The sequence below is a fragment of the Lysobacter sp. A378 genome (assembly GCF_054052125.1).
This window is the reverse complement of record NZ_JBSVRK010000002.1, coordinates 1,163,710-1,187,976: the sequence shown is the minus strand read 5'-3', so window position 1 is coordinate 1,187,976 and position 24,267 is coordinate 1,163,710. Positions and strand designations below refer to the sequence as shown.

Annotated in this window: 22 protein-coding genes and 1 tRNA gene; 13 read left to right on the top strand and 10 right to left on the bottom strand. The window is 64.5% G+C overall.

What is annotated here, in order from left to right; genetic code table 11:
• The first annotated feature begins 3 nt into the window (after nucleotides 1–3).
• Both ACW7G1_RS11245 and ACW7G1_RS11240 read left to right on the top strand, forming a co-directional pair.
• Nucleotides 4–708, top strand: a complete 705-nt coding sequence (locus tag ACW7G1_RS11245; protein ID WP_456979789.1) for a cytochrome c biogenesis CcdA family protein — start codon at nucleotides 4–6, stop codon at nucleotides 706–708.
• Between the two features lie 2 nt (nucleotides 709–710).
• Nucleotides 711–1,283, top strand: a complete 573-nt coding sequence (locus tag ACW7G1_RS11240; protein ID WP_456979788.1) for a thioredoxin family protein — start codon at nucleotides 711–713, stop codon at nucleotides 1,281–1,283.
• Between the two features lie 153 nt (nucleotides 1,284–1,436).
• Here ACW7G1_RS11240 and ACW7G1_RS11235 read toward each other — a convergent pair whose 3' ends face one another.
• Both ACW7G1_RS11235 and ACW7G1_RS11230 read right to left on the bottom strand, forming a co-directional pair.
• Nucleotides 1,437–2,123, bottom strand: a complete 687-nt coding sequence (locus tag ACW7G1_RS11235) for an NADPH-dependent F420 reductase (RefSeq protein WP_456979909.1) — start codon at nucleotides 2,121–2,123, stop codon at nucleotides 1,437–1,439.
• Between the two features lie 236 nt (nucleotides 2,124–2,359).
• Nucleotides 2,360–3,544, bottom strand: coding sequence for a hypothetical protein (locus tag ACW7G1_RS11230; protein ID WP_456979787.1), 1,185 nt, complete (start codon nucleotides 3,542–3,544; stop codon nucleotides 2,360–2,362).
• Nucleotides 3,545–4,100: 556 nt separating this feature from the next.
• Between ACW7G1_RS11230 and ACW7G1_RS11225 the strand changes: the two genes are divergently transcribed.
• The 3 genes from ACW7G1_RS11225 (at nucleotide 4,101) to ACW7G1_RS11215 (ending at nucleotide 6,797) form a co-directional block, all read left to right on the top strand.
• Nucleotides 4,101–4,370, top strand: a complete 270-nt coding sequence (locus tag ACW7G1_RS11225; RefSeq protein ID WP_456979786.1) for a hypothetical protein — start codon at nucleotides 4,101–4,103, stop codon at nucleotides 4,368–4,370.
• A gap of 157 nt (nucleotides 4,371–4,527) precedes the next feature.
• On the top strand, nucleotides 4,528–5,184 hold the full coding sequence (locus tag ACW7G1_RS11220) for a hypothetical protein (RefSeq protein ID WP_456979908.1): 657 nt from the start codon (nucleotides 4,528–4,530) through the stop codon (nucleotides 5,182–5,184).
• Nucleotides 5,185–5,927: 743 nt separating this feature from the next.
• On the top strand, nucleotides 5,928–6,797 hold the full coding sequence (locus tag ACW7G1_RS11215; protein WP_456979785.1) for an aspartyl protease family protein: 870 nt from the start codon (nucleotides 5,928–5,930) through the stop codon (nucleotides 6,795–6,797).
• 98 nt (nucleotides 6,798–6,895) lie between these two features.
• Here the strand turns inward: ACW7G1_RS11215 and ACW7G1_RS11210 are convergent, their stop codons facing one another.
• Genes ACW7G1_RS11210 through ACW7G1_RS11200 form a run of 3 tightly spaced genes read right to left on the bottom strand, consistent with a single transcriptional unit; the run spans nucleotide 6,896 to nucleotide 9,269 of the window.
• Nucleotides 6,896–7,291 carry a hypothetical protein gene (locus tag ACW7G1_RS11210; RefSeq protein WP_456979784.1) on the bottom strand — a complete coding sequence of 132 codons (396 nt, stop codon included), beginning with the start codon at nucleotides 7,289–7,291 and terminating at the stop codon, nucleotides 6,896–6,898.
• A gap of 8 nt (nucleotides 7,292–7,299) precedes the next feature.
• Nucleotides 7,300–8,577 carry a sensor histidine kinase gene (locus ACW7G1_RS11205; RefSeq protein ID WP_456979783.1) on the bottom strand — a complete coding sequence of 426 codons (1,278 nt, stop codon included), beginning with the start codon at nucleotides 8,575–8,577 and terminating at the stop codon, nucleotides 7,300–7,302.
• Nucleotides 8,577–9,269, bottom strand: coding sequence for a response regulator transcription factor (locus ACW7G1_RS11200; RefSeq protein WP_456979782.1), 693 nt, complete (start codon nucleotides 9,267–9,269; stop codon nucleotides 8,577–8,579). Before ACW7G1_RS11200 ends, ACW7G1_RS11205 begins: the two co-directional genes overlap by 1 nt.
• 205 nt (nucleotides 9,270–9,474) lie before the next feature.
• Here ACW7G1_RS11200 and ACW7G1_RS11195 point away from each other — a divergent pair, with 205 nt between their 5' ends.
• Genes ACW7G1_RS11195 through ACW7G1_RS11185 form a run of 3 tightly spaced genes read left to right on the top strand, consistent with a single transcriptional unit; the run spans nucleotide 9,475 to nucleotide 13,844 of the window.
• On the top strand, nucleotides 9,475–10,158 hold the full coding sequence (locus ACW7G1_RS11195) for a phosphatase PAP2 family protein (protein ID WP_456979781.1): 684 nt from the start codon (nucleotides 9,475–9,477) through the stop codon (nucleotides 10,156–10,158).
• On the top strand, nucleotides 10,155–11,888 hold the full coding sequence (locus ACW7G1_RS11190) for a phosphoethanolamine transferase (protein WP_456979780.1): 1,734 nt from the start codon (nucleotides 10,155–10,157) through the stop codon (nucleotides 11,886–11,888). The genes ACW7G1_RS11195 and ACW7G1_RS11190 overlap by 4 nt, the downstream gene beginning before the upstream one ends.
• 18 nt (nucleotides 11,889–11,906) lie before the next feature.
• Nucleotides 11,907–13,844, top strand: a complete 1,938-nt coding sequence (locus tag ACW7G1_RS11185) for an LTA synthase family protein (protein ID WP_456979779.1) — start codon at nucleotides 11,907–11,909, stop codon at nucleotides 13,842–13,844.
• Between the two features lie 48 nt (nucleotides 13,845–13,892).
• On the opposite strand, the gene parC is transcribed toward ACW7G1_RS11185, so the two are convergent.
• Nucleotides 13,893–16,136 carry a DNA topoisomerase IV subunit A gene (gene parC / locus ACW7G1_RS11180; RefSeq protein WP_456979778.1) on the bottom strand — a complete coding sequence of 748 codons (2,244 nt, stop codon included), beginning with the start codon at nucleotides 16,134–16,136 and terminating at the stop codon, nucleotides 13,893–13,895.
• Between the two features lie 14 nt (nucleotides 16,137–16,150).
• Entirely contained in the window at nucleotides 16,151–16,567 is a 417-nt protein-coding gene (gene rnk, locus ACW7G1_RS11175; protein ID WP_456961888.1) for a nucleoside diphosphate kinase regulator, read from the bottom strand.
• 250 nt (nucleotides 16,568–16,817) lie between these two features.
• On the opposite strand from rnk, the gene ACW7G1_RS11170 reads away from it, so the two are divergent.
• The 5 genes from ACW7G1_RS11170 (at nucleotide 16,818) to sugE (ending at nucleotide 21,709) form a co-directional block, all read left to right on the top strand.
• Nucleotides 16,818–16,904: transfer RNA gene (locus ACW7G1_RS11170), tRNA-Leu, on the top strand.
• A gap of 150 nt (nucleotides 16,905–17,054) precedes the next feature.
• On the top strand, nucleotides 17,055–19,508 hold the full coding sequence (gene rnr, locus ACW7G1_RS11165) for a ribonuclease R (RefSeq protein ID WP_456979777.1): 2,454 nt from the start codon (nucleotides 17,055–17,057) through the stop codon (nucleotides 19,506–19,508).
• A 196-nt stretch (nucleotides 19,509–19,704) separates the two neighbouring features.
• The gene (locus tag ACW7G1_RS11160) at nucleotides 19,705–20,505 is read left to right on the top strand and encodes a hypothetical protein (protein WP_456979776.1); all 801 of its coding nucleotides are present in this window, start codon (nucleotides 19,705–19,707) and stop codon (nucleotides 20,503–20,505) included.
• Nucleotides 20,506–20,566: 61 nt separating this feature from the next.
• Nucleotides 20,567–21,319: a 23S rRNA (guanosine(2251)-2'-O)-methyltransferase RlmB gene (rlmB, locus tag ACW7G1_RS11155; RefSeq protein WP_456979775.1), complete on the top strand. Its 753-nt coding sequence runs from the start codon at nucleotides 20,567–20,569 to the stop codon at nucleotides 21,317–21,319.
• 72 nt (nucleotides 21,320–21,391) lie between these two features.
• Complete coding sequence (gene sugE, locus ACW7G1_RS11150) at nucleotides 21,392–21,709, top strand: quaternary ammonium compound efflux SMR transporter SugE (protein ID WP_456979774.1); 318 nt, start codon at nucleotides 21,392–21,394, stop codon at nucleotides 21,707–21,709.
• A 22-nt stretch (nucleotides 21,710–21,731) separates the two neighbouring features.
• Here the strand turns inward: sugE and rnt are convergent, their stop codons facing one another.
• The 3 genes from rnt to ACW7G1_RS11135 all read right to left on the bottom strand — a co-directional run bounded on the left by rnt (nucleotide 21,732) and on the right by ACW7G1_RS11135 (nucleotide 24,253).
• Nucleotides 21,732–22,418 (bottom strand): ribonuclease T, encoded by a 687-nt coding sequence (rnt, locus tag ACW7G1_RS11145; protein ID WP_456979773.1) that lies wholly within the window; start codon nucleotides 22,416–22,418, stop codon nucleotides 21,732–21,734.
• Nucleotides 22,419–22,512: 94 nt separating this feature from the next.
• Nucleotides 22,513–23,394 (bottom strand): HvfC family RiPP maturation protein, encoded by an 882-nt coding sequence (locus ACW7G1_RS11140; protein WP_456979772.1) that lies wholly within the window; start codon nucleotides 23,392–23,394, stop codon nucleotides 22,513–22,515.
• The gene (locus ACW7G1_RS11135) at nucleotides 23,369–24,253 is read right to left on the bottom strand and encodes an HvfB family MNIO-type RiPP peptide maturase (RefSeq protein ID WP_456979771.1); all 885 of its coding nucleotides are present in this window, start codon (nucleotides 24,251–24,253) and stop codon (nucleotides 23,369–23,371) included. Before ACW7G1_RS11135 ends, ACW7G1_RS11140 begins: the two co-directional genes overlap by 26 nt.
• Nucleotides 24,254–24,267 lie beyond the last annotated feature (14 nt).

The following is a 24,267-nucleotide window of genomic DNA, read 5'->3' as shown; positions in this document are numbered from 1 at the left end:
GCAATGATTGCCTATGTGCTCGCGGCCGTGGCCGGCGTGGCGACCATCGCATCACCTTGCATCCTGCCGGTGTTACCGATCGTGCTCGCCACCACGGCGGGTCGCAGCAGGGTGGAGCCTCTGCTGATCATTGTCGGTTTTGTCTCCACCTTCGCGGCGGGTGGCATCCTGATCGGCGCGTTGTCAGCGTCATCTGGCGAACTGCAACAGAGCATCCGTACGGCCGCGATCGTGTTGTTGCTCGCTGCCGGTCTGTTCTGCCTGTGGCCTGCACCCTTCGACTGGTTGGTGCAGAAAGGCCGTGCGCTTCTTCCTTCGCGGGGATTCGTATCACCTCGTCTGGGATCAGCCTTTGGAAAGGCCGGTGCGCTTCTGGTTGGTGTTTCCCTCGGCCTTGCCTGGGCGCCCTGTGCCGGTCCGATTCTGGCTTCCGTGCTGGCGCTTGCCGCCAGCTCGCAAGAACCAGGAAAAGCGACCGTCCTGCTGGGAGCTTATGCGATAGGCGCTGGGCTCCCGATGCTCGCGATTGCCTACGGGGGCGAGTGGGTGTCCTCGCGCCTGGGCTTCTTCAACCGCCGCGCAAATCTGTTCCGAAAAATTTTTGGCGCCGTCGCCATCGCCTTCGCACTCCTTCAGCTCTTCCAATACGACGTTCTTTTCACTGCCTGGGCCACGCAGTGGCTTCCCTCCATTTCCACAGGACTCTGATCATGTTCCAGCGACTTGTCTTCACCTTGAGCTTCTGCCTGTTCGCAGTCGCCTGCACCCCTGGTGCGCAGGCGGATCCAGCGGTAGATACCCGTTCGGAATCGGTCCCCCTTGCGCCCGAATTCACCGGCATCAACCACTGGATCAACAGCGAGCCGCTCAGGATGGAAGAGCTGCGGGGGGAAGTGGTATTGGTGGAGTTCTGGACCTATTCCTGTATCAACTGCATCAGGGTCATGCCGTATGTGAAAAAGTGGCACGAACGCTATCAGGACAAGGGGCTCGTCGTTGTTGGCGTGCACACGCCGGAATTCGGATACGAAAAAAGCACGAAGAACGTCGAAGCCGCTGTGAAGCGCTTCGGGATCGAATACGCCGTTGCCCAGGACAATGGCTACAGGACGTGGAATGCCTACGGTAACCGCTACTGGCCGGCACTGTATCTCGTCGATCGGAATGGTCGAGTGGCCTATCGACACTTCGGGGAAGGCGACTATGAGCGTACCGAAGCCGTCATCAGGCAGTTGCTGGAGTCGAGTAGTGCGGCTCCCGTTTCCGCGAGCGCGGCGCCATGATGTCGGGCGGCACGTCCTGATCGAAGATCGGATTCCCGTTGTGGGATACGATCTCGATCAGTTCCGAAATCCGACGTCAGTTCAGCGGCCGCTCCCGACCCATAGCGGACCTAGCCGAGTGCTGCGTCGGGTGACTACAGATGCCGAGCGCCCTCAGAAATAGGGGCGGGCGGCTTCATCCGCTTGCGCGCGGTATGCCGGGATCTGCGCGGCGTCCGCCTTCGCCAAGGCCGCTTCAAGTCCCGCGGCATCCAAATCCTGGCAGTACGCCGGCGTCCCTGGCTGCTGCCGCCAGGAGTCAGCGAGCGATCCGGCGTCGACGCCATCAAAGCCAATCGCGTCGATCAAGCCCAGCGTCAACTCCTTGGCGTGCTTATTGTCACCGGCGACGGAAAGGCTGATGCGCCCTGGCGTGCCCGCTGGCGCGCCGCGTGACGCAAGACTACTGGCGACTATGTTGTTGAATGCCTTGACGACAGGTCGACCGAGCACCCGCGTGACCCATTCGCTTTCGGTCAATCCACCATCGATCTCGGCGATGTGACCGTCGCGCGACGGGTAGTAGTTCCCAGTGTCGACAACCACAGCCGATGAGGTGGCAAGGCTATCGCGCGGCAGTTGCGGAACCGCTTTCTCCGGGACAGTGATGATGACCAAGTCCTGCGCGCGCGCTGCCTGCTCCACCGTCACTGCGGTTGCGCCCGTTTCCGCGGCCAGCGCCGTCAGCGACGCAGGGCCGCGCGAGTTGGCGATCGACACCTGGTGACCGAGGCCCTTGAGGTGGCGCGCGAGAGTGCTGCCGATGTTCCCCGAACCTATGATTCCAATGTCCATGTCCATTTCCTGTGCCAGCGGAGTTGGCATCCAAGTACCTATGTGGGGGCGTACATCGGGCTGCGAAAGGCCATCTACGCAGGCTGCTTGACCTCCGCGAAAAGTGGGCCAATTGGCCAACCTCTGGGTGAACGCGCATGACGGCACAGTCGACCTGTCAGCAGAGGGTGGCCGCTTCTGGCGGGAAGCCGATCTTGGGCGGATCAAGCAGGGCCCCGCGCGTGCAGAGCCCTGCACCTGGCTTACTCCGCCGACGCCTCGTCTGGCGTTTCTTCCTCGGGGTACCACGAGTAACGCCAGCCGAGTGGTGCGTCGGCATCGACGGCGCGTGCGACGTACTGTCCATCTGGCCGCACCTGTACAACACGATCGGTATCGTTGCGCAGTGGCACCACCGTCACACCCGTTTCTACGCGGGCGGGGAGTGAACCTGCAAACAGGCGGCTCAGCAGCGTCTCAATGTCGGTCGCACCTTGCGTGAGCGCCGAACGAACCAGGCTGCAGTCGTCGGCCGTCCATGCACGCGCGCGCGCAGCAGCCGCTTCGCGCGGTGTCCACTCCAGTCCCTTGGCATCGCGCATGCGCGCTTGGTGGGTCCTGAGCAATCCGCTGGCGGCGCGGCGGGCGGTACGATCGCCCGCGTTGGCGGCTTGGATCAGCTTGTACACGCCACTGTCCGCGTAGCGCGTGGTCTCGCGTGAGATTGCGGTTCGAACGTCTTCCGGGGTCTTCTCGGCCAATGGGACGACGTCTGACACCACGACAAGGTCATCGCTCCACGCTGGCTTCTTCTGCCAGCGCGTCGGCGCCCCTGGCAGTTGCGACGAGTACGCGGCCAGCGCGACCGAGGTGACCAGCGCAGAATAGTCCGGCGTCATGCTGTAGGTCGCCACCAGCTCGTAACGCGGCTCGTCCTGCGGCACCAGATCGTCCACCGACTGATCTTGCGCGAGCACATGGCGTTGGACGCTTCGTCCCGCACCCCATGGCGTGCCACCAACGCTGCGCTCGATCGCACCCAACAATGCGTCGGTGTTCGACAGCTTGCACTGGGCACGTTCGAACTCCGTGTTCGCATCCCGGACCTGGTTCTTGGCTGAGGCTTTGGCCTCGGCATTGATGAGCGCGGAGGCGATCAGGCCACCTGCGAGGCCAGCGGCAGCTGCGCTGCCGTACGACAGTCCGGGTGTGCTCGCGTATAGGTTGTTCGTGGCGTTGGCGGCGGTGGCACCCACGTTGATGTACCCGTAGGTGATCTGGCTCTTGAGCCGGTCATGCGCGGCGGCGGCGTGCACCGCCATGCTCGAGAGTAGTTCGTCTTGCGACGGATCGTGGCCCTCCGGCCTGTCCTTCGCCGCGTGAGCGGCACCGCACGCGCAGACAAGAACCGCCGCCACGAGCGGCAGCCCAATGCTTCGACTCGTCATATCTTCCCCTTTCCCCTGAATGCGCGAACGCGCCGCGAGAGCATATCAACGAGCAGCAAAGCTCGTTAAGTGGATTGGCTTGGGGGCAGGGGAGTCCGACCGCGTGGGTTTACGGAACGGTAGCGGGGCGAGGTCGGCTCCAGGCGTGGCCGGAAAAGCACGCAGCTCCCAAGTCCGCTGATGTCGATCAGCCGATGTCCGCTTCCGACCCGAAGCGGACATTGCGCACGGTGCAGTAATGATATGCCGGGAGAGACTATGTCGACCGCCTAGACGCATTGGAGGGGCCGGTATAGCTTTCCTTGCTGATGAATGGGGAGGAGTCGAAGAAGTCTCTGAAGATCAGTCGGTGCAAAACGGCTCGCGTATTAAGGTCTACTGTTCATCTTGGGTGGGGATCGGTGACTGCGGTTGTGATAGTCGATCAAATGCTGCGAGTTTTCGCGGAGACTGATGGATTCAAGCCGCAACTCTCACGAGTTGCCACATCTTCACAATCTATCTACGTATGCCAACGCCAGACTAGTCCCGATACCCCCGACGAAGGAGCATTGAAATGTTTGTGACCAAACAACATCTGGTGATGGCGCGTACGCTCGGCGTGGCGATCGTCGCCACCGTGGGACTTGCCGGCTGCGCAACCTATGCTGACGAGTTTGCAGGAATCAACTCACGCCTCGATCAACTCGACACGAGGGTTCAGAGCGCCGCCCAGAGCGCCGAATCCGCCAATCAGTCCGCGCAGCAGGCCAACCAGCGGCTGGATCAAATGGAAAGCCGCGTCCAGCAGCTCGAAGCGGCGCCGGTCCGCGCGCCGCGAGGTTAGTCGCCCTCGCACTTCGCGACGGACGGCCTGAACTGGGACCCGGTGGCCTTGTGCTGGTCACCGGTCTCCTTAGTCTCGCCCAGTCTTCGTTCCAAGGAACCGCCCTATCAATACGTGCACACACCCTGCGATCCGGGCCGCTTTTGGTGCGCTGGTGCTGGCCCTGGCGTCCGCGAGCTTCGGCGTGGCCAGCGCCGAGGATGCCGCCGCGCAACCGGTCGCCGCCGTCGACCAGCTTCCGCGAGGCCAGGATGTGTCCGGCACGGTGGTTGAGCTCGCGGGCTGGGTTGTCGCAGCCAACGACAACCAAGGCTATCCGTTTGCGGTCATAGACAAGGCCGCCGCACAGATCCTGGTGTTCGATGGCGACGGCCGGCTTCGCGGCGCGGCCCCCGGGCTCTTTGGCTCGGCGATCGGCGACCATTCGGCCCCCGGCATCGCCGGTCTCGCTCTCCGCGAGATTCCGGGCCGGGATCGCACGACGCCCGCTGGTCGCTTTGTGGGCGGTTTCGGTCCGTCAATCGACGCTGGCCGCGTGCTGTGGGTGGACTACGATTCCGCAGTCTCCATCCACCCTACCGCTACTGGCGTCCCGGCCGAGAAACGTGCCGAACGCCTTGCATCGTCCTCGCCTGACGACAACCGCATCAGTCATGGCTGCATCAACGTCTCGCCCGAGTTTTACGAGCGGATCATCAGTCCGACGTTCGAGCGGGGTGGGGTGTTCTACATCTTGCCGGATGCGGCGCCGATAGCGGAGACCTTCCCGGAGTTCGCGCAAAGTCGCGCGGCTACGCAACACAACGATGGTTGACGCGCACGGCCCGCCCGCCAGTAAAGGGCGCGTCGGCGTGTCGCCTTTGGTGTGCGAGGCAGCGCAGCGGATGACGCTGCTCGTGGCCCGGCCTCTTTTGCTAGTGTGCGGCACAATGCCGTGCCTTCCATGCAGTGGGGATCCGGTCAGGCGTTACGTCTGATCTTGGCAGTCCTCGACCCACCAAGGTCCAGGAGCATGCGTCCTTAACTCAGACATCCGTCTCCTCGGCATTGCTCCGTCCAGTTTGCTCAGTGAACAGGTCTGACAATTTATTCAGGCCGAAGCGGCTTCGCGGTTCAGCTGAACTCTGGCGTTGGTCCATGTCCGTTTGTGGCCGATAGCGGACGTCGGCCTGAAAACAAGCTTGGGTGATTTTTCGAGCCTTCGATAGCGGGCTCGTCAAAAAAAAGTCGGCCCAAGTGGCAGAGCCTCCGCTCTTTTAGTCCGAATTTTCCGGCCTCCGTCGGCCATGCGCCTGCTTCATCGCATTGTGCTCCCTCTCGGGACGCGTAGCGGGCAGCCTGCTCGTGCGCGACCCAGCTCAGAACCGCTCCAGCTCCTGCGCCCGGCCATCGCGAACGCAGACCCGCAGTTTCGCCTTCTATAAGGAAAGTCCGATGCCTCAACGATATCCGCTCGACAGTAAGGCCCGACCCGATCGCACGACGCCGACCCTGCCGGCGCACGGTGAGCAAAGGAGCAGCGCCCGCTGCGTCGTTGCACTTGGAAAGGTCGTGGCGGTGTCCACCCTGCTGGCCGCGGTATTTGTCGCAACAGCAGCGACTCCTGTTCCAACAGTACTGGACGATGCCTGCGCGCTCGCGGACGTTCCATCGTCGGACGCGCTGGTGCATGTCCCGTTTGAAACCGTGGACGGGCGCATCTACGTCCAGGCCCGGGTCAATGGGCGCGGGCCATTCCGATTCGCGGTTGATACAGGTGCAAGTGGGATGGCCCGTGCGGATGCCAGTCTGGTCACTTTGCTGGGCCTGTCGATGCATGGAGAGACCACCACGTCGGACGGGGTAAAAAGCGCGAACGTGGAGACGACCCACCTGGACTCGCTTGAGCTCGGCGGCGTTGTCCGACGCGATTTAGAGGTCATCGCGCGCGACTACAACAGCCGCAACGCTCCGGATGCAGTGTTCTCGGGGATCATCGCGCGCGAGTTCTTTTCTGACGGGCTGCTGGTTATCGATTACCCACGCAAGACCCTGACGTTCAGTCGTGCGCTGCGACTGTCGGCGTCTGGAAATAATACCCTCGGTTATGAGCGCGCTTTTCGCATACCGGTGTCGATCGGTGCACTGCAGACCGTGGGACACCTGGATACGGGTGCCAATATCAGCTTCGTGCTTCCCCAGGCGTTGTACGAGAAGGTCGCTGCGGGTCCGCTGGAGCAGGCAGGCCGCGCACAGCTCACCAATGGCCAGATCGAGACCCAGCGCGCCACGGTGCATGGGCCGTTCCGGATCGGAGAGGTAAGCGTTTCCGACGTGGAGGTACGCGTCTCCGCACAATTCCCGGAACTGCTCGTCGGTGCACATGCGCTCCAGGATGCGGTGGTTCTGATCGATCAGCGGTCGAAGACTGTCGCCGTCTGCGATTGAAGGAAGCCGGTCTGCCGCGTCGCTCGCGACCCGAAGCGGACACTGGCGTGGATGTCCGCAGGCCGTGCGACGTGTCCCGCTTTCAGTAGCGGGTCGATCTAGAGTCCCGGCTCCGCCTCGGCAGCCGACCGCTCGATCACATCCGCCAGTTCATGTAGCACGACGGCGTCGTCGAAGCCTGGCGCCCGTCGCGTTCTCTGCCGGATGTCCTGCGCGAGCAGGGCGTAGATGCGCGCCACGTTGCGTGCGGTCGCGTTGTCCGGCAAGCCCTCGTAGGCGTTGGCAGGCGGCATCAGCTGCGCCAGTTTAGGGGCATCGCCATTGCCACCCCTCGCCGCGAGGTCCACGAGCTGGGCGTGGCCGCTGGCGTCGGTCGCCTGGGTGTCGCCCTGCGTGCCGTTGATCTCCCACAGCAGGTTGAGCCCGCGCGAGTCGCCGCCGCGATAGTGGATCGAGAATGCCGCGCCACTCTCGAGCGTGCCCTGCACCAGCACCTGCTCGGTTACCTCGTGAACTTGAGGACTGCGGTGGTGCCGTGCGTCGAATCGGACTGCAGGTCGAGCCGCCAGCCGAAGTGCTCGCACAGGCGCGAAATCAGCTCCAGCCCGATGCCTGAATCACCACCACCGCCACCGACGCGTGCCATTCGCGTGTAGATCGCGCTGATCTGTTCAGGGCTCATGCCGTGGCCGGGGTCGTGGATGACGATGGTGGCATCGTCCTGCAGGCGGATGTCGATGCGGCCGTTGTCGCTGTTCTCGATGGCATTGCGCAGCAGGTTTCCGACCGCGGCGCGGACAATGCCCGGCGGCGCGTTGATCTCGCAGTGCGGTGTTGGCGCCAGACACAACTGCAGCGACTTGCCCGCGGTCAGGTGCTGGTGATCGTCGATTATCTGGGGCAGCAGTGCGTCCAGCGCCAGCGGCTTGTTGATCTTCGCCAGTCGCGCCGGGTCCTTGGCCAGGGCCAGCAGCAGGATGATCAGCTGTTCCATCTCGCGCGCGCTGCGTTGGATGCGCTGCAACTGGTGTTGCATCGTCGCCGGGTCGGCATTCGCCTGCAGCGCCAGTTCGGCCGCGCCGTTGATCACCGCCACCGGCGTGCGCAGTTCATGGCTTGCGGTGTTGACGAAGGTGCGCTCGCGCTCGACGAACTGCGCGTTGCGCTGCAGGTAGCCGTTGAACGCATCGGCAATGACGACCAGTTCCGAACCCGCACCCGGTTCAAGCTCGATGCGATCCATGCCCTGCTCGGGCCGCATCGCGCCGATGCGCTGGGCCAGGCGACTCAGAGGCCGAAGAAGGTGGCTGACGCCCAGGGCGGTGGCCACGCCAATGGCCAGCAACAACAGGACGGCGGCGAGGACGGTGAGAAGCTCGTAACCGGACTCGTCGATGGCGAACTGCTCGATGTCCATCGCCAACGTGTACCGGGTACCGGCGTCGTCATGCACCAGCACGACGTGGCTGGTATCGCCGACGAGCAAATCGTCGTGCAAACCTTCATCCAGTCCGCGCAGGGCGGGCGGCAGGTCTGGATCACTGACGCCGACATAGACGACAAAGCCACTGGTGTCGTCCCAGCGGTAGCCGGGTTCGTCCTGGCTGCGCTGGATGAAGTGGTCCAGCTCTACCGTCATCAGCGATCTCCACACTATGCGCTCGACGTACTCGATGACCACCGTGCCCTGGGCGACCATGGCCACGGTCAACGCGGTGGCGAACAGCAGCAGCCAAAGCGTAATGCGCCGGCGCAGGCTATGCGGCTTGGGAAGCTTCATCACCGTCCACCCTGGGCCGGCAGGCGCGCGAGGCGATAGCCGACCCGCGGCAGGGTCTGGATCAGCTTGGCCGCGCACGGCCCGTCCACCTCACGACGCAGCTCGTAGATATGGGACCGCAGCATGTCGCCATCCGGCGGATCGTCGCCCCACAGAGCGGACTCGAGTTGTTCGCGGGTCACCACTGCAGGGCTGGCGCGCATCAGCATTTCCAGCAATTTCCGTCCTGCCGGGAACAGGTGCACCGGCTTTCCGGCGCGACTGGCTTCAAGGGTGGACAAGTCCAGGCGCAGGTCATCCACTTCCAGAACCGTGCGGCGCATGCGGCCTTGCATGCGTGCCTGCAGGGTTTCCAGGCGAATCTCCAGTTCCGGCAGGTCGAAGGGCTTGGTCAGGTAGTCGTCGGCACCGGCGCGGAAGCCGACGATCTTGTCCGGCAGCTCATCGCGTGCGGTAAGCATGATCACCGGCACGTCGCTGTTGCCGTCATCGCGCAGTTTGCGCAGCACTTCCGGACCGTCCATCCGCGGCAACATCCAGTCCAGGATCAGCGCGTCATAGGACTGCGTGAGCGCCAGGTGCAGGCCGGTGATGCCGTCTGGCGCGGCGTCCAGGACGTGGCCGCGAACCTCGAAATAGGCGAACAGGTTGGCGACCAGGTTGCGGTTGTCTTCAATGACCAACAGGCGCATGGGGATTCCGGAAAGTCAGCTTGGGACAATCGCGCAGTGTGGGGTGGAGCATGTCGGAATTTCGTCGCTCGCAGGTTAACCGAATTCATACCGGTGTCCGACGGGGTTCCGACAGTGCCTGAACCGGCTTCCGACGTGGCGGCTACCGGCTTCCGACGCGGCCATCGCGAACATGCGCGGCAGGTCTCCTCGTGGTCGTGTACGCATGCGTTCCGAAATTGCAGTTCTGTGGTGGTTGCCGTTCGCGGCATTCCTGTTGTTGTCTGCATGGCTATTGGGCCTGCATGGCGATCTGTGGCTGGCCGACCATGTGTATGCCTGGGAGGGCGGGCGCTGGGCGCTGCAGTCGCACTGGCTGAGCGAGCGTGTGCTGCACACCGGCGGGCGCTGGGCATCGACCCTGGCTTGGCTGGGCGTGCTGATGGCGTGGCTGGCAACACTGCTGCACAGGCAGTGGGGCGCCTGGCGCAGGCCGTTGGGGTACCTCGCGCTGGCGGTTCTGCTTAGTACTGGAATGGTGTCGGCTCTCAAGTCGTTCAGTCACATGGATTGTCCATGGGACCTGACGCGCTACGGCGGCACGCGCGCCTACCACGGGTTGTTGCAGATGCGTGCCGACACGCCTGGGCGCTGCTTTCCTGCAGGACATGCCAGTGCCGGTTATGCGTGGCTGGCGCTGTTCTTCTTCTTCGCCGCGGTGAAGCCGACGTGCCGCTTCCGGGGGCTGGCTATTGGTATTGGCCTGGGCCTGTTGTTCGGTATCGACCAGCAACTGCGTGGCGCGCATTTCCTTTCGCATGACGTGTTCACCGCGATGATCTGCTGGTCCATCGCGCTGGGCCTGTACCTGCTGATGTTTCGTTCGCGTGGTGCCGGGGGTACGGCATGAGCAGCGTGGCGTTGCCTGCATCGGTGTCCTTGCCCAGGGTGCCGGGCGCGCTCCGGCACTGGCGGCCGCAGGTCACGGTGGAAGTGCTGGCGATGCTGGCAAGCGGCTACTTCGCCCTGGCTTGCAACCTGCCGTTCTGGCACGCGGCGCTGACACATGGCTGGGAGCAGTGGCGGCTGGCGCTGGCCTTGTTCGTATTGTTGTTCGGTTTGCACGGCTTGTTGCTGGGCGTGATGCTGGCCCGGCCGTGGGCCAAAGCCATGTTGATGGTGCTGTTCGTCGTCACCGCTTGTGCGACGTATTACATGCAGTCCTACGGCGTGTACGTGGATGCGGACATGCTGCGCAACGTGCTGCATACCGATTGGGCCGAATCGCGCGAGCTGCTCACGCCTGGTTTGTGCCTGCACTTGCTGTTGTATGCGGGCTTGCCCGGCGCGCTGTTGTCGCGAGTGGAAGTGGTGCGGCGCCCGATGACGCAAGCCTTGATGGTACGTGCCGGGTTCCTGCTGTTGATGTGGGTGTTGATGATGATTGCCGCGGCTTTGTCCTTCAAGGATGTGTCATCGCTGATGCGCAACCAGCACGAAGTGCGTTACCTGGTCACGCCGGGCAACTATCTGTATGGCCTTGGCAACCTGGTGTTCTCGCGTCCGGCGAAGGCAAACGCGCCGCTGTTGCCCGTCGCCGAGGACGCCCACCAGATTCCGCTGGCGGCAACGCGCAAGCCGCGCCTGCTGGTGCTGGTTGTGGGTGAGACCGTGCGGGCGCAGAACTGGGGACTGAATGGCTATGAGCGCCAGACCACGCCGGAACTGGCGCGCCAGGACGTGGTGAACTTCGGTGACATGCAGGCCTGCGGCAGCAGCACCGAAGTCTCGCTGCCGTGCATGTTCTCGCCCTATGGCCGCCGCGATTACGACGAAGAGCAGATTCGTGCGCACCAGTCGCTGTTGCACGTCCTGCAGCGTGTTGGCGTAGATGTTCTGTGGCGGGACAACCAGAGCGGCTGCAAGGGCGTATGCGATGGCTTGAAGTTCGAATCAGTGGCCCAGTCCAGCGATCCCGCGTTCTGTAATGGTCTGCGCTGTCTCGACGAAATCCTGCTGAAGGACATGCCGACAAAAGTCGATGCAGACGGCGGCGACAAGCTCATCGTCCTGCACATGCTGGGCAATCACGGCCCGAGCTACTTCCAGCGCTATCCGCCGGAATTCAAGCGCTTCCTGCCTGCCTGCGAAAAGCCGGAGCTGGGCCGCTGCTCGCGCGAGGAGATCGTCAATGCCTACGACAACGCCGTGCTCTACACCGATCACGTGCTGTCGCAGGCAATTGCCCGATTGCACCAGGTGGATGAGTACGACGCCGCGCTGATCTATCTCTCCGATCATGGTGAATCATTGGGCGAGAACGGTTTGTACCTGCATGGCATGCCCTATGCGATTGCGCCGCAAGAGCAATTGCGGGTACCGATGGTGATGTGGTTCTCGCCCCAGTTCGCCGCTGACGTGAAACTCGACCGGTCCTGCCTGCGCGACAGATCCGCGCGGCCGGCCAGCCATGACAACCTGTTTTCCACCGTGCTTGGGCTGTTCGACGTGCAGACCTCGGCGCGAGTGCCGGAACTCGACCTGCTGGCCGCTTGCCGCAACGGGCGTTCCGACGATTTTCCGACACCACGCCCACCGGCTTCCGACTCCTCGCCAATCAACCTGACCCCGCCGCGTTGATGCGGCGCGGGTGTGCTGATGCTGTCGAGAATGTTTGCGCCGGTCTGGCCGGTGGTGTGGTTCTTCATTGCGGGGTTGCTGTTGTTGAGTGCCGCGCGGCTGGGACTGGCGTTGTGGCAATTCGATGCAGTGAACCAGACCCACGGCTGGACGACGGTGCTGCTGCAGGGTGTGCGTGTCGACGTGGCTACGCTGTGCCTGATGTTTGGGCTGCCGGCCGTCGTATTGCTGCTACTGCCGGCGTGCCGCCCGGTGCACGCGCTTGCATCGCTCTGGCTGGCGACGTGCATGGCGCTGTTGCTGTTGCTGGAGTTGGCCACGCCGGGCTTCATGGGCGAATACGGCCTGCGCCCGAACCGCTTGTTCATCGAATACCTGGTCTATCCGCACGAGGTGCTTTCCACCTTGTGGCACGGTCGACCATTGCAACTGCTTCTCGCGCCCATCGCGGTCGCCATGGTGTTGTGGTTGGGGTGGAAACTGGCGTGGCGCCTGTTTGCGCGCCAGCCACCCGCCGCGCCGTGGGGATTGCGGGCAGTGCTCGCCGTGCTGGTGTTGTGCCTCTCGGTGCTGGGCGTGCGCTCCACCCTGGGCCATCGACCCCTGAACCCGGCGATGGTCGCGCTCTGTGCCAATCCCCTGGTCAACCAGCTACCGCTCAATTCCTTTTATGCACTGGCCACGGCCGCGCGCCGGTGGCTGAAGCAGGAGGACAGCGCCGTGGATCTGTACGGCGCGCTGCCGGACGAGGCGGTGGTGGCCGCCGTGCGCGCAGCCAGTGGCCTGCCCGTCAGCGCTTTCACCAACGCGAGCATCCCCACGCTGGCCGCGCGCGTGCCGAGCTACACGGGCGAGCCGAAGAACCTCGTTATCGTGCTGGAGGAAAGCCTGGGCGCGCAGTTCATCGGCCACCTCGGCGGCCTGCCGTTGTCGCCGAACCTGGACCGGTTGAGCGAAAGCGCATGGACCTTCACCCGAATGTACGCCACCGGCACCCGCAGCGTGCGCGGCATCGAGGCCGTGGTCGCCGGGTTCTCGCCCACGCCGGCGCAGGCAGTGGTGAAGCAGCCCGAAGCGCAACAGGGGTTCTACACCTTGGCGCAAACCCTCCGCGGGCATGGGTACGACACCACGTTCTACTACGGCGGGGAAAGCCACTTCGACAACATGCGTGGGTTCTTCTTCGGCAATGGCTTTGGCCGCGTGATCGAACAGAAGGACTATTCCGATCCGGCGTTCACCGGTTCGTGGGGCGTCAGCGACGAAGACCTTTTCGCCCGTGCCGACGAGGAATTCACCCGGTTGCACGCAGCCGGCACGCCGTTCTTCGGCCTGGTGTTCTCGTCCAGCAACCACGATCCGTTCGAGTTCCCCGATGGCAGCATCGCGTTGTACGAGCAACCGAAGCCGACCCGGAACAACGCGGCCAAGTACGCCGACCATGCCGTGGGCGAGTTCTTCAGGCAAGCCATGGCATCCGATTACTGGAGCGACACGGTCTTCCTGGTGGTGGCCGATCACGATTCGCGCGTGTTCGGCGAGGACCTGGTGCCGGTGGATAATTTCCACATCCCCGCGTTGATCCTGGGCGCGGGCATCGCCCCGCGACGCGATGACCGGATTGCCAGCCAGATCGATCTGGGGCCAACCTTGCTGTCACTCATCGGTATCGGTGATGCCACGCCAATGAATGGCCGCGATCTGAGCGACACGGCGCTGCAAGGGCCGGGTCGCGCGCTGATGCAGTACGACGGCAACTTCGCATGGATGCAGGGCGAGAATGTGGTGGTGCTGCAGCCGCAAAAGCCACCGCAGCAGTATCGCTATGACGTGGCGTCAAAACGACTGCGGGCTACACCACTGGACCCGGCGCTGGCCAAAACCGCGCACGCGCAGGCGCTGTGGGGCTCGCTGGCTTACGCCAAGCATTGGTACCGATCTCCTGCAGATAGATGACTGGCGGCTTGATTCCTGCGAGCTGACGTTGCCTGGATCATGGACGCTCTATTCGACCGACAGCCCTTCAACCTTCTGCCACCCACGCGGCAACAACCCGCCGCGCGTCGCGCGTCCACCGAGGTAGGCCTCCAGATCCTTCCAGGTCACCGTCATCGTGCGCGCACCGGACTTCACGCTGAGCGATGCCCCCGGTGCGACCACGGCCACCGCGACCACGTGCTCGGTGCCCAGCTTGGCGCGGGGGATATCAATCAGCTTGTTGCCCTTGCCCTTGTCGAGCTCAGGCAACTCCGAGGCCGGGAAGGCCAGCAGGTGGCCGGCGCTGGTTGCCACGACCACGCGGTCCTGCGCCAGGTCGCTCACCGCGGCCGGTTGCAGCACGTTGGCGTTGGGCGTGAGCGACAGCATCGCCTTGCCGGCCTTGTTGCGGCTGGTGAGGTTCTCGAAGCGGGTCACGAAGCCATAGCCGTGCGAGCTGGCGAGTACGAAACGCTGATCGTTGTCGCCACTGGCGACAGCCTGGAATGACGTCTTCGCGGCGGGGGAGAAACGCGCGGTCAGTGGTTCGCCGTTGCCGCGCGCGGAGGGCAGGCCATGGACCACGGTCGAATAACTGCGGCCGGCGGAATCCAGGAACGCGACTTGCTGGTTGCTGCGGGTGCGGGTGGATGCCAGCAACTGGTCGCCGTCGCGGTAATTCATCGTTGCCGCGTCGACGTCGTGCCCTTTCGCCGCACGCACCCAGCCCTTTTCGCTGAGCACCACGGTCATGGGCTCACTGGGCGCCAGGTCGGTTTCCGACAGCGCCTGTGCGGCACCGCGTGCGACCAGCGGCGAGCGCCGGGCGTCACCAAATTTTTTCGCATCGGCCAGCAATTCATCCTTGACCAGCTTTTTCAGCTTGCGGTTGCTGCCCAGGATCGCCATCAACTGCTCGCGCTCGCGGGCAAGCTCGTCCTGCTCGCCGCGGATCTTCATCTCTTCCAGTCGCGCCAGTTGGCGCAGGCGGGTTTCCAGTATGTAGTCGGTCTGTTCCTCGCTGAGCGAGAAGCGCTGCATCAGCGCCGGCTTGGGCTCGTCCTCGCTGCGGATGATGCGGATCACTTCATCCAGGTTGAGGAACGCGACCAGCAGCCCTTCCAGCAGGTGCAGACGCTGTTCGACCTTCGCCAGCCGGTGGTTGAGCCGGCGGGTCACCGTGTCGGTGCGGAACGTCAGCCATTCGGTCAGGAACGCCTTGAGTCCCTTGACCTGTGGGCGGCCGTCCAGGCCGATCACGTTCATGTTGACCCGGAAGCTTTTCTCCAGATCGGTGGTCGCGAACAGGTGCCCCATCAACTGCTCGGCATCGATCCGGTTGCTGCGCGGGATCAGCACGATCCGGGTCGGGTTGGCGTGGTCGGACTCGTCGCGGATGTCCTCCAGCCACGGCAGCTTCTTGGCCCGCATCTGGGTCGCGATCTGCTCGATGATCTTGCCCGGCGAGGCCTGGTGGGGCAGGCCGGTGATGACGATGTTGGGACCTTCCCTTTCGTACACGGCGCGGGCGCGCACGCTGCCCAGGCCGGTCTCGTACATCTGCAGCAGGTCAGCGCGCGGAGTGATGATCTCGGCGGGAGTCGGGTAATCCGGGCCGAGCACGTGCTCGCACAGGTCGCGGGTGGTCGCGTCCGGATCCTCCAGCAGGCGGATGCAGGCGCTGACCACCTCGTTGAGGTTGTGCGGTGGCACATCGGTGGCCATGCCGACAGCGATGCCGGTGGTGCCGTTGAGCAGCAAATGCGGCAACCGCGCCGGCATCCAGGACGGTTCTTCCAGAGTGCCGTCGAAGTTGGGAACCCAGTCGACCGTGCCCTGGGTCAGCTCGGCCAGCAGGACCTCGGCGATCGGGGTCAGCTTGGACTCGGTATAGCGCATCGCGGCGAACGACTTGGGGTCGTCGCTGGAGCCGAAGTTGCCCTGACCCTCGACCAGCGGATAGCGGTACGAGAACGGCTGCGCCATCAGCACCATCGCCTCGTAGCAGGCGCTGTCGCCGTGCGGATGGTATTTGCCGATCACGTCGCCGATGGTGCGTGCCGACTTCTTCGGCTTGGAACCCGCGTTGAGTCCCAGTTCGCTCATCGAGTAGATGATCCGCCGCTGCACCGGTTTCAGGCCGTCGCCGAGGAATGGCAGCGCGCGGTCCAGCACGACGTACATCGAATAATCGAGGTACGCGCGCTCGGCATATTCACGCAGTGGGACTTGTTCGTAACCGTGGAAAACGGGCCGTACGGAATCAGTCATTGGGTGCGACGGCCTCAGCGGTGCAGTTCGCCTGCAGCCTCGGGCTGGTAGCGGATCGAAAGGACTTCAAGGGTGATCGTGCGGCCACCGGGCACCGGCCAGTCGATGACCGCACCCACGTGCAGGCCAAGCAACGCGCTGCCGACCGGCGCCAGGATCGACACCTTCTCCGGACTGCCGTCGGCGTCCTTCGGGTAGACCAGCGTCAGCTCACGCTCGGCGGCGCTGTTGACGTCGCGGAAACGGGCGGTCGAGTTCATCGTGATCACGTCATCGGGCATCTCGGCCGGCTCGAGCAATTCGGAACGATCGAGCTCGTGGCGCAATGCGTCGGTGTTCAGGCCCTGTGCCAGCGGCTGCTCGAGCAGGGACTCCAGGCGCTCGTAGTCCAAGCGCGAGAGCAACAGCGGCGGGGTAGTGGTAGCGTTCATGCTTCATGGCTCCAAAAGCAATGCGGACGACGCATCGAAAACGCGCGTCGTCCGCGGGAATCTGTCGTGGTGGGTTGAAGTTAGCTCTGAATCGGGCGCGCATCAACTGCGATGGCAGGAGCGGCCCGTCGAGCCCTTCCCGGATGCATTATCCCACTTTTCGGGAATCTTATTCGCACGCGGGGCGTTGACAAGACTTTCCGCGCACCGCAACATACGCGGCCCGCACAGCCAGATTGGCTTGCGGTTTGCCCGGGTGGCGGAATTGGTAGACGCACTAGCTTCAGGTGCTAGCGGGGGCAACTCCGTGGAGGTTCGAGTCCTCTCCCGGGCACCAACATCGTTCGACGACTACCTTGTCGGACAAATCAGAAAACCCCACTTCGGTGGGGTTTTTTGTTGCCGCTTGCCTGTCAAGTCCGCTTGCTCACTGCGCGGCGGCGATTTGCCTACAGCCTGTTGACGCGGCACCTGTAACATCTCGGCGATGAACAAGCCTCCCAGCAAGCGCCGTGGCGCCAAAAAATCGACCGGCAAGGCCGGAACCTCGCAATCTGCCGGTAGCGCCAAGCCCGGGAAAGGTGGTCGAGGGCCGGCCAAGGCTGGCGGCAAGAAGCCTGGTTGGCTGCCCGAGCCGCCACCGAGCGGTACCCGCAAGCCGCCGCTGGCGCCGCTGCACGGTAGTGCCGTGTCAAGCGATGGCAGGCTGCATGATCCCCACGCCGCCCGCGAGGCTGCCCGTTACGAGCAGCCCATCGCCAGCCGCGAGATGATCCTGCAGGTGTTGGTTGACTCAGACGGGCCGATGAACGCCGAGGCGCTGGCGGCCCGGTTGGGCCTGGACGAGCCGGAACGTTTCGAGGCGATGACCGCGCGGTTGCGCGCGATGGTTCGCGACGGCCAATTGCTGCAGAACCGCCGCGACGGTTACGTGCCGGCCGAGCAAGTCGACCTGGTGGCCGGCAGCGTGATCGCCAACCCGGATGGTTTCGGCTTCCTGCGCCCGGAGGCCGGTGGCGACGACCTGTTCCTGCCGCCCTACGAGATGCGCAAGGTGATGCACGGCGACCGCGTGCTGGCCAGCGTGACCGGTGTCGACCGCCGCGGCCGCCAGGAAGGCGCGATCGTGGAGGTGCTGGAGCGTCGGCTCAACCGGTTGATCGGGCGTTTCACCCTGGAAGACGGTGTCTGTTATGTCGAACCCGATGACCGCCGGGTCCAGCGCAACATCCTGATCCCGCCCGAGGCGCGCGGCGACGCCCAGCCCGGGAACCTGGTGGTCTGCGAATTGACCCGCTCCCCGGACGCGCGCCGGCCGCCACTGGGGCGGATCCTGACCGTCCTGGGCGACCGCCTGACCGCGTCGCTGGCGGTGCAGGCGGCGATCCACGGCCACGACATCCCGTATGAATTCCCGCCCGAAGTGCTCGACCAGGCGGCCGCGATCCCCGTGGATGTATTGCCGGCCGAGACCGCCAAGCGCGTCGACCTGCGCGAGCTGCCGTTGGTCACCATCGATGGCGAGGATGCCAAGGACTTCGATGATGCGGTGTGGTGCGAGCCCAACCGCGACGGCTTCCGCGTGGTGGTCGCGATCGCCGACGTGTCCCATTACGTGCGTCCGGGCCAGTCGCTGGACGAGGAGGCGCAGAATCGCGCTACGTCGGTGTATTTCCCCGGCTTCGTGGTGCCGATGCTGCCCGAGGTGCTGTCCAACGGCATCTGCTCGCTGAAGCCCAAGGTCGACCGGCTGTGCTTTGTCTGCGACATGCAGGTCGATCGCAATGGCCAGGTGACCGAGGCGAAATTCTACGAAGCGGTGATGAACTCGCACGCGCGATTGACCTACAACCAGGTCTGGAACGCGATTGGCGACGGCATCGAGGACGACGCCCGGAACGAGGCGCTGGAGCAGGTTGGGTCGCTGCTGCCCAATCTGCAGCGACTGCACCAGCTGTATCAGGTGCTGGCCAAGGCGCGGGCGAAGCGCGGCGCGATCGAGTTCGAGTCCAGCGAAGTGCGCTTCGTGCTGGGCGAGCGTGGCGAAGTGGTGCAGGCCGGCATGCTGGTGCGCAATGACGCGCACAAGCTGATCGAGGAATGCATGATCGCGGCCAACGTGGAGGCGGCGAAGTTCCTGATCGGCGCCGAGGTGGTCGCGCCGTACCGCACCCACGACCGGCCGCCGGAGCAGAAGTACGAAGACCTGCTGGAGTTCCTCAAGGAGTTCCAGCTGCGGATGCCGCCGTGGTCCAAGGTGCAGCCGCGCGATTACACCCAGCTGCTGCGCAACACCCGTGAACGCGCCGATGGGCCGTTGATCGAGTCGGTCCTGCTGCGCAGCCAGAGCCTGGCCGTGTACCAGCCCGAGAACATCGGCCACTTCGGTCTCGCGCTGGAGGCCTACGCCCACTTCACCTCGCCGATCCGGCGCTATCCCGACCTGCTGGTGCACCGCGCGATCAAACACGCACTCACCGGCGCCAAGGCGGAGCATTTCCGCTACTCGCCCAGCGACATGGCGCAGTTGTCGCTGCAGAGTTCCGAGCGTGGCCGCCGTGCCGACGAGGCATCGCGCGAGGTCGATGACCGTTATCGCGCCGCGTGGATGGAGCAGCACGTGGGCAGCCGGTTCGACGGCGTGATCAGCGGCGTGACCAGCTTCGGCTTGTTCGTGGAGCTGGACGATTCCAAGGTCAACGGCCTGGTCCACGTCACCCAATTGCCGAACGACTACTACCGCTTCGATCCCATCCGCAAGACCCTCACCGGTGAGCGCAACGGCCGCGAATTCCGCCTCGGCGACCGCGCCAGCATCATCGTGATGAAGGCCAGCCTGGAGGAGCGCAAGATCGACTTCCGCTTGGCAGAGGAAACGGGCAGTACCAAACCCGAGCCGCCCCGCGCCGAGCCGGCCAAACGCAAGAAGCAGAAGCGCTGAGCGGCCCCGCCGTCATCCCCGCCTCCCGCCGTCATCCCCGCGCAGGCGGGGATCCATGGACGTTCGCGATGACACCGTCAAAGCCATGATGCAGGAAGGACGCCATGGCTCCGGATAATGATCGAATCTGCATGGGGATAGAGATGGCGGTACCTGTATACGACGGCTTGGTTCTGGCGTTAGCTGAGCAAACAATATGCGCATCCTTGCTCTAGCTATTCTGTTCCTCGTTGTCTGCACATCGTGTCGCGCGATGGGCCCACACGAACAGCCAGAACGAGTTCTTTTCGTTGGCAACAGCCTCACGTATGTAGGGAACGTTCCTGCGATCTACTCGGCGCTTGCGGTGGCAAATGGGCACCCCGCCACCAGCGACATGATCGTGCGAGGCGGAGCAACGCTTTCCCAGCGCGTCGCTGATGGTTCAGCGGCGCGTGCGCTCGCAGCGGGAAAATACACAGCCCTTGTTCTTCAAGAGCGCGGCGGCGACCTGATCTGCTCATTCGGGCCTGAGTCCTGCATCGAGTCGCGGGCAGCAATCAAAGCCCTCGCAGATCTCGCCAGGGAACAAGGCGTGACCGTTGTTCTCCTGGGCACTTACCAGTCCAATGCGGTCGTGTCCCTGAACTTGGTGGAGAAGGAGGCCGCGGCGGCTGAGGAGGCGGGGATCAGGTACGTCGAGGTTTCCGAGAAGCTACAACAGTTGCGTAGCGTGGCGCCTGAGCTGACGTGGTTCGCCGCTGACGGCATGCACCCGGGGAAAGACCTGGCGCTGCTGAACGCCATGCTTGTTCATCAGGCGCTCCACGGCACCGCCCCTAGACCAAACCCGCTCACAGTTGTGGCTCCCATTTATGGAACTACAAGCGGCCTCACGGAAGCGCTAAGGCAAGCAGACGATCGGCCGCCGTTGCCAGATACCCCGAGCGAAGTGCGTTACACGTCTGACACGCTTGAAAAGCTGCTTGGCGTCATCAACGGTGCCGGGAGCCGCTAGTCGGCCGTCTGCTCCGCCGAGCCGTACAATGGCCGCCCCCAGACTCCAATTCCCGACCCGCATGAGCCAGAAACAATGGATTGCCGGCATCAATGCCGTTACCGCCGCGATCGAGCACGACGCCGACAATGTGCGCGAGGTGCTGATCGAGGCGGGGGCGAAGAATCCGCGCCTGACCGAGATTGAGACGTCTGCGCGCCGGTTCGGGATCGATGTGCGCCGGGTCAACCAGCAGGCACTGGCCGGCGTGGTCGGCAACCTGCGTCACCAGGGCGTGGTGGCACGTTATGCGGCGGCGAAGACCTGGGGCGAGGACGAGCTGGAAGATCTCGTCGCCGCTGCCGAAGGGCGCGCGCTGATCCTGCTGCTGGATGGCGTGCAGGACCCGCACAACCTGGGCGCCTGCCTGCGCAGCGCGGCGGCGGCGGGTGCGACCGCGGTGATCATCCCCAAGGACAAGTCGGTCCAGGTCAACGCCACCGTGCGCAAGACCTCCGCGGGTGCCGCCGACAGCGTGCCGGTGGTGCCGGTAACCAATCTGGCCCGGACCATGCGGGACCTGCAGAAGCTCGGAGTCTGGCTGTACGGCCTGGCCGGCGATGCGCAGGCGTCGCTGTACTCGATCGATCTGCGTGGAAACGTCGGGTTGGTGCTGGGCGGCGAGGGCGATGGCCTGCGCCGGCTGACGCGCGAGAATTGCGACCAGTTGGTGAACATCCCGATGCCCGGCGGCGACGGCGGCGGTGTCGAGAGCCTCAACGTCTCGGTCGCCACCGGCGTAACCTTGTTCGAAGCGGTGCGCCAGCGGCTTTGAGTTTGCAGGGCGCGGGGACGACCCCGCCGCTCCAGTTCATCCGGGGACGGCCCCATCGATACGGAGAACGTCATGGCCTGGATCATCCTGCTACTCGCCGGCCTGTTTGAAATCGTCTGGGCGATCGGGCTGAAATACACCGAAGGATTCACCCGCCTGTGGCCGACGGTAGGGACGCTGACCGCCATGGCGATCAGCGTCGGCATGCTCGGCATCGCGATGAAGTCGCTGCCGGTTGGGACCGCTTACGCGATCTGGGTGGGCGTGGGCGCAGTGGGCACCGTCATTCTCGGCGTAGTGCTGTTCGACGAACCGGTGAATGCGCTCCGGGTCGGCAGCATCCTGCTGATCATCGCGGGGCTGATCGGCCTGAAGCTGGCCACGCCGTAGCCATGACCGCCGTCATTTACGACTAAGACGGCAGCCGGGCCAGTGGCGCAACGCCGGCCATCGGTCCCGGCCACGCGTTAACGATATTGCAGAACAGCTCGGCGGTGCGCTCGGTGTCGTAGACGGCGGAATGTGCTTCGTTGGCGTCCCACTCGAAGCCGGCTGCCTGCACCGCGCGGGCGAGCACGGTCTGGCCGTACGCCACTCCGGCAAGCGTCACGGTGTCGAATACGCTGAAGGGGTGGAACGGGTTGCGCTTGTGACCGACCCGGGTGACCGCGGCGTTGAGGAAGTTGAGGTCGAAGTGGGCGTTGTGGCCGACCAGGATCGCGCGTTGGCACCCGTGCTTCTTGCACGCCGCGCGCACCGGGGCGAACACGTGGTCCAGCGCCGCGCGCTCTTCCTTGGCGAGCCGGAACGGGTGGTCCAGCACGATGCCGGTGATCTCCAGCGATTTGGGGTCGATGTCCAGGCCGGGCGCGGGCGTCACGTGGGCGTTGGTGGTCTCGCCGAGGATCAACAGCCCGTTTTCATCGATATCCAGCGGCAATACCGCGATTTCGAGCAGGGCATGGCGGTTCCAGTCGAAGCCGCCGGTTTCCACGTCGACTACGACCGGCAGGAAGCCGCGGAAGCGGGTAGCCATTGGCGAGATCGCGGGCACGGAAGGGGAGTCCGGAGTGGACGCAGTAGGTACGGCGTTGGTCATGGCGGGAAGCGTAGCAGAGGACGGCGACGCGTCCGTTGCGGTGGGGACCGTCGCAAGCCTGAAAGGCCTGCACAGCTTGCAGTGGAAGCCGCTACTACCGCCGATGGAAGTCCTCGATGAGGATTCCCGTATCGCACAGCTGTTGCAGCATGGTGCTGCCCTGTTCAATGAAGGCGGCGATCGACGGGGCGGCGGCTTCTTCGGCCAACTCATGCAACAAGGTCCGGGCATGCAGGCCGGGGGTCCGTTCGATGCGGTCCAGCAGCCGGAAGGTGAGTGCGCTGAGTTGCTGGAAATGCACTTCCCCGGCGGCATCGCGCTGCAACAGCAGGAACGTGGGTTCCGCAGGCGGCGATGCGGGCAGGTAGTTGGGAGCCAGACGGTGCACCGGCCAGTGATAGGCAAACGGCCATGCCAGCGGGGACAGGCTCAGCGTGCTCCCGTGCCGGTGTTCACCTGCGGCTATGCCGGCAGGCGTGGATGCAGGTTGGTTCGGCAGGACATTCGGCGGGCTGTCGGCGACGTTCTCGCTGATCTGCAGCGCCAGTTCCACCCACTCGTAATGGGCCAGTTCCGGCAGCCAGGGCGGGTCCCCGCGGGCGCTGTCCGCGCGGTGCTGGAGGTAGCGCAGGAACTCGCGCGCCAGTTCGGTGAACAGCGGCGTGCGCGAGGGGTGATCACGGTAGAAGTCGCGGACCAGGGGCGTCCAGCCGTCACCGTCGGATGACGCCGAGAGGATGCGGTGGATCACCGGGAAGTTGCCGGCCAGCATCGATTGCAGATTGTTGAAGAACAGCTCGCGATAGACCTTCAGTCGACGTGCTTCGATACCGGTGGGCGGCGGCGCGTTGTCGGGATCGCGGATGTAGTCGCTGAGTGCGCGCTGGGCGTTGCTGCCGGTCGCCGCCTCGATGTTGGCGCGGTTGCCTTTACCGTTGGCAATGGAGTCCTCAGGCGACACGGGAGGCCTGGCCATGCGGTAGTTCGCGCTGCTCTGCGCGGTGCGGATCGAGATGCCGACGGACGATATCCAGCTCGCCCAGCAACTCATCCAGCGGCGGCAGGTTGAAGTCGCGCTCCAGCAGCGTCGGGCGTGGGCCGAATGCGCGGTAGGTCTGCGCCAGCAACGCCCATACCGGGTCGCTGACGGCCGCACCGTGGGTGTCGATCTTGAGATCCGCGGCTTCGTCAAAGTGGCCGGCGACGTGGAGGTAGGCGATGCGTTCGCCGGGCAGCGCGTGCAGGAAGTCGAGGGCGTCGTAGCCGTGGTTGGTCGCGTTGACCACGAGGTTGTTGACGTCCAGTAGCAGGTCGCAATCGGCGCGGTCGAGCACGGCGCGGATGAAGTCGATCTCGCGCATGGCATCGGGCGCGGGCAGGGTGGCGTAGTAGGAGATGTTCTCCACCGCGATGCGCCGGCCCAGTGCGTCCTGGACGCGGCGGATACGCGCCGCGACGTGGTCGACGGCGGCATCGGTGAATGGCAACGGCATCAGGTCATAGAGCTGGCCCTGATCGTCGCTGCAGGCGCTGAGGTGCTCGCTGTAGATCGAGCATTGGTGCGCCTCCAGAAACCGGCGCAACTTGCCTAGGAAGGTGTCGTCCAGCGGGCCGGGCCCGCCGAGCGAAAGCGATAGCCCATGGCACACGAGGGGATGGCGCGAGACGAGTTCGCGGAAGGCCTCGCCCAGCGCACCGCCGACGCCGATCCAGTTTTCCGGCGCGGCTTCGAGGAAGTCGAAACTCCCTGCCGGCGCCACCCGCAACTCGGGCAGCAAGCCGCGCCGCAGCCCCAGGCCGACGGCGTGGGGTGCGAGCGTGGCGGTGGAGGTCATTGCGATGAGGCGGT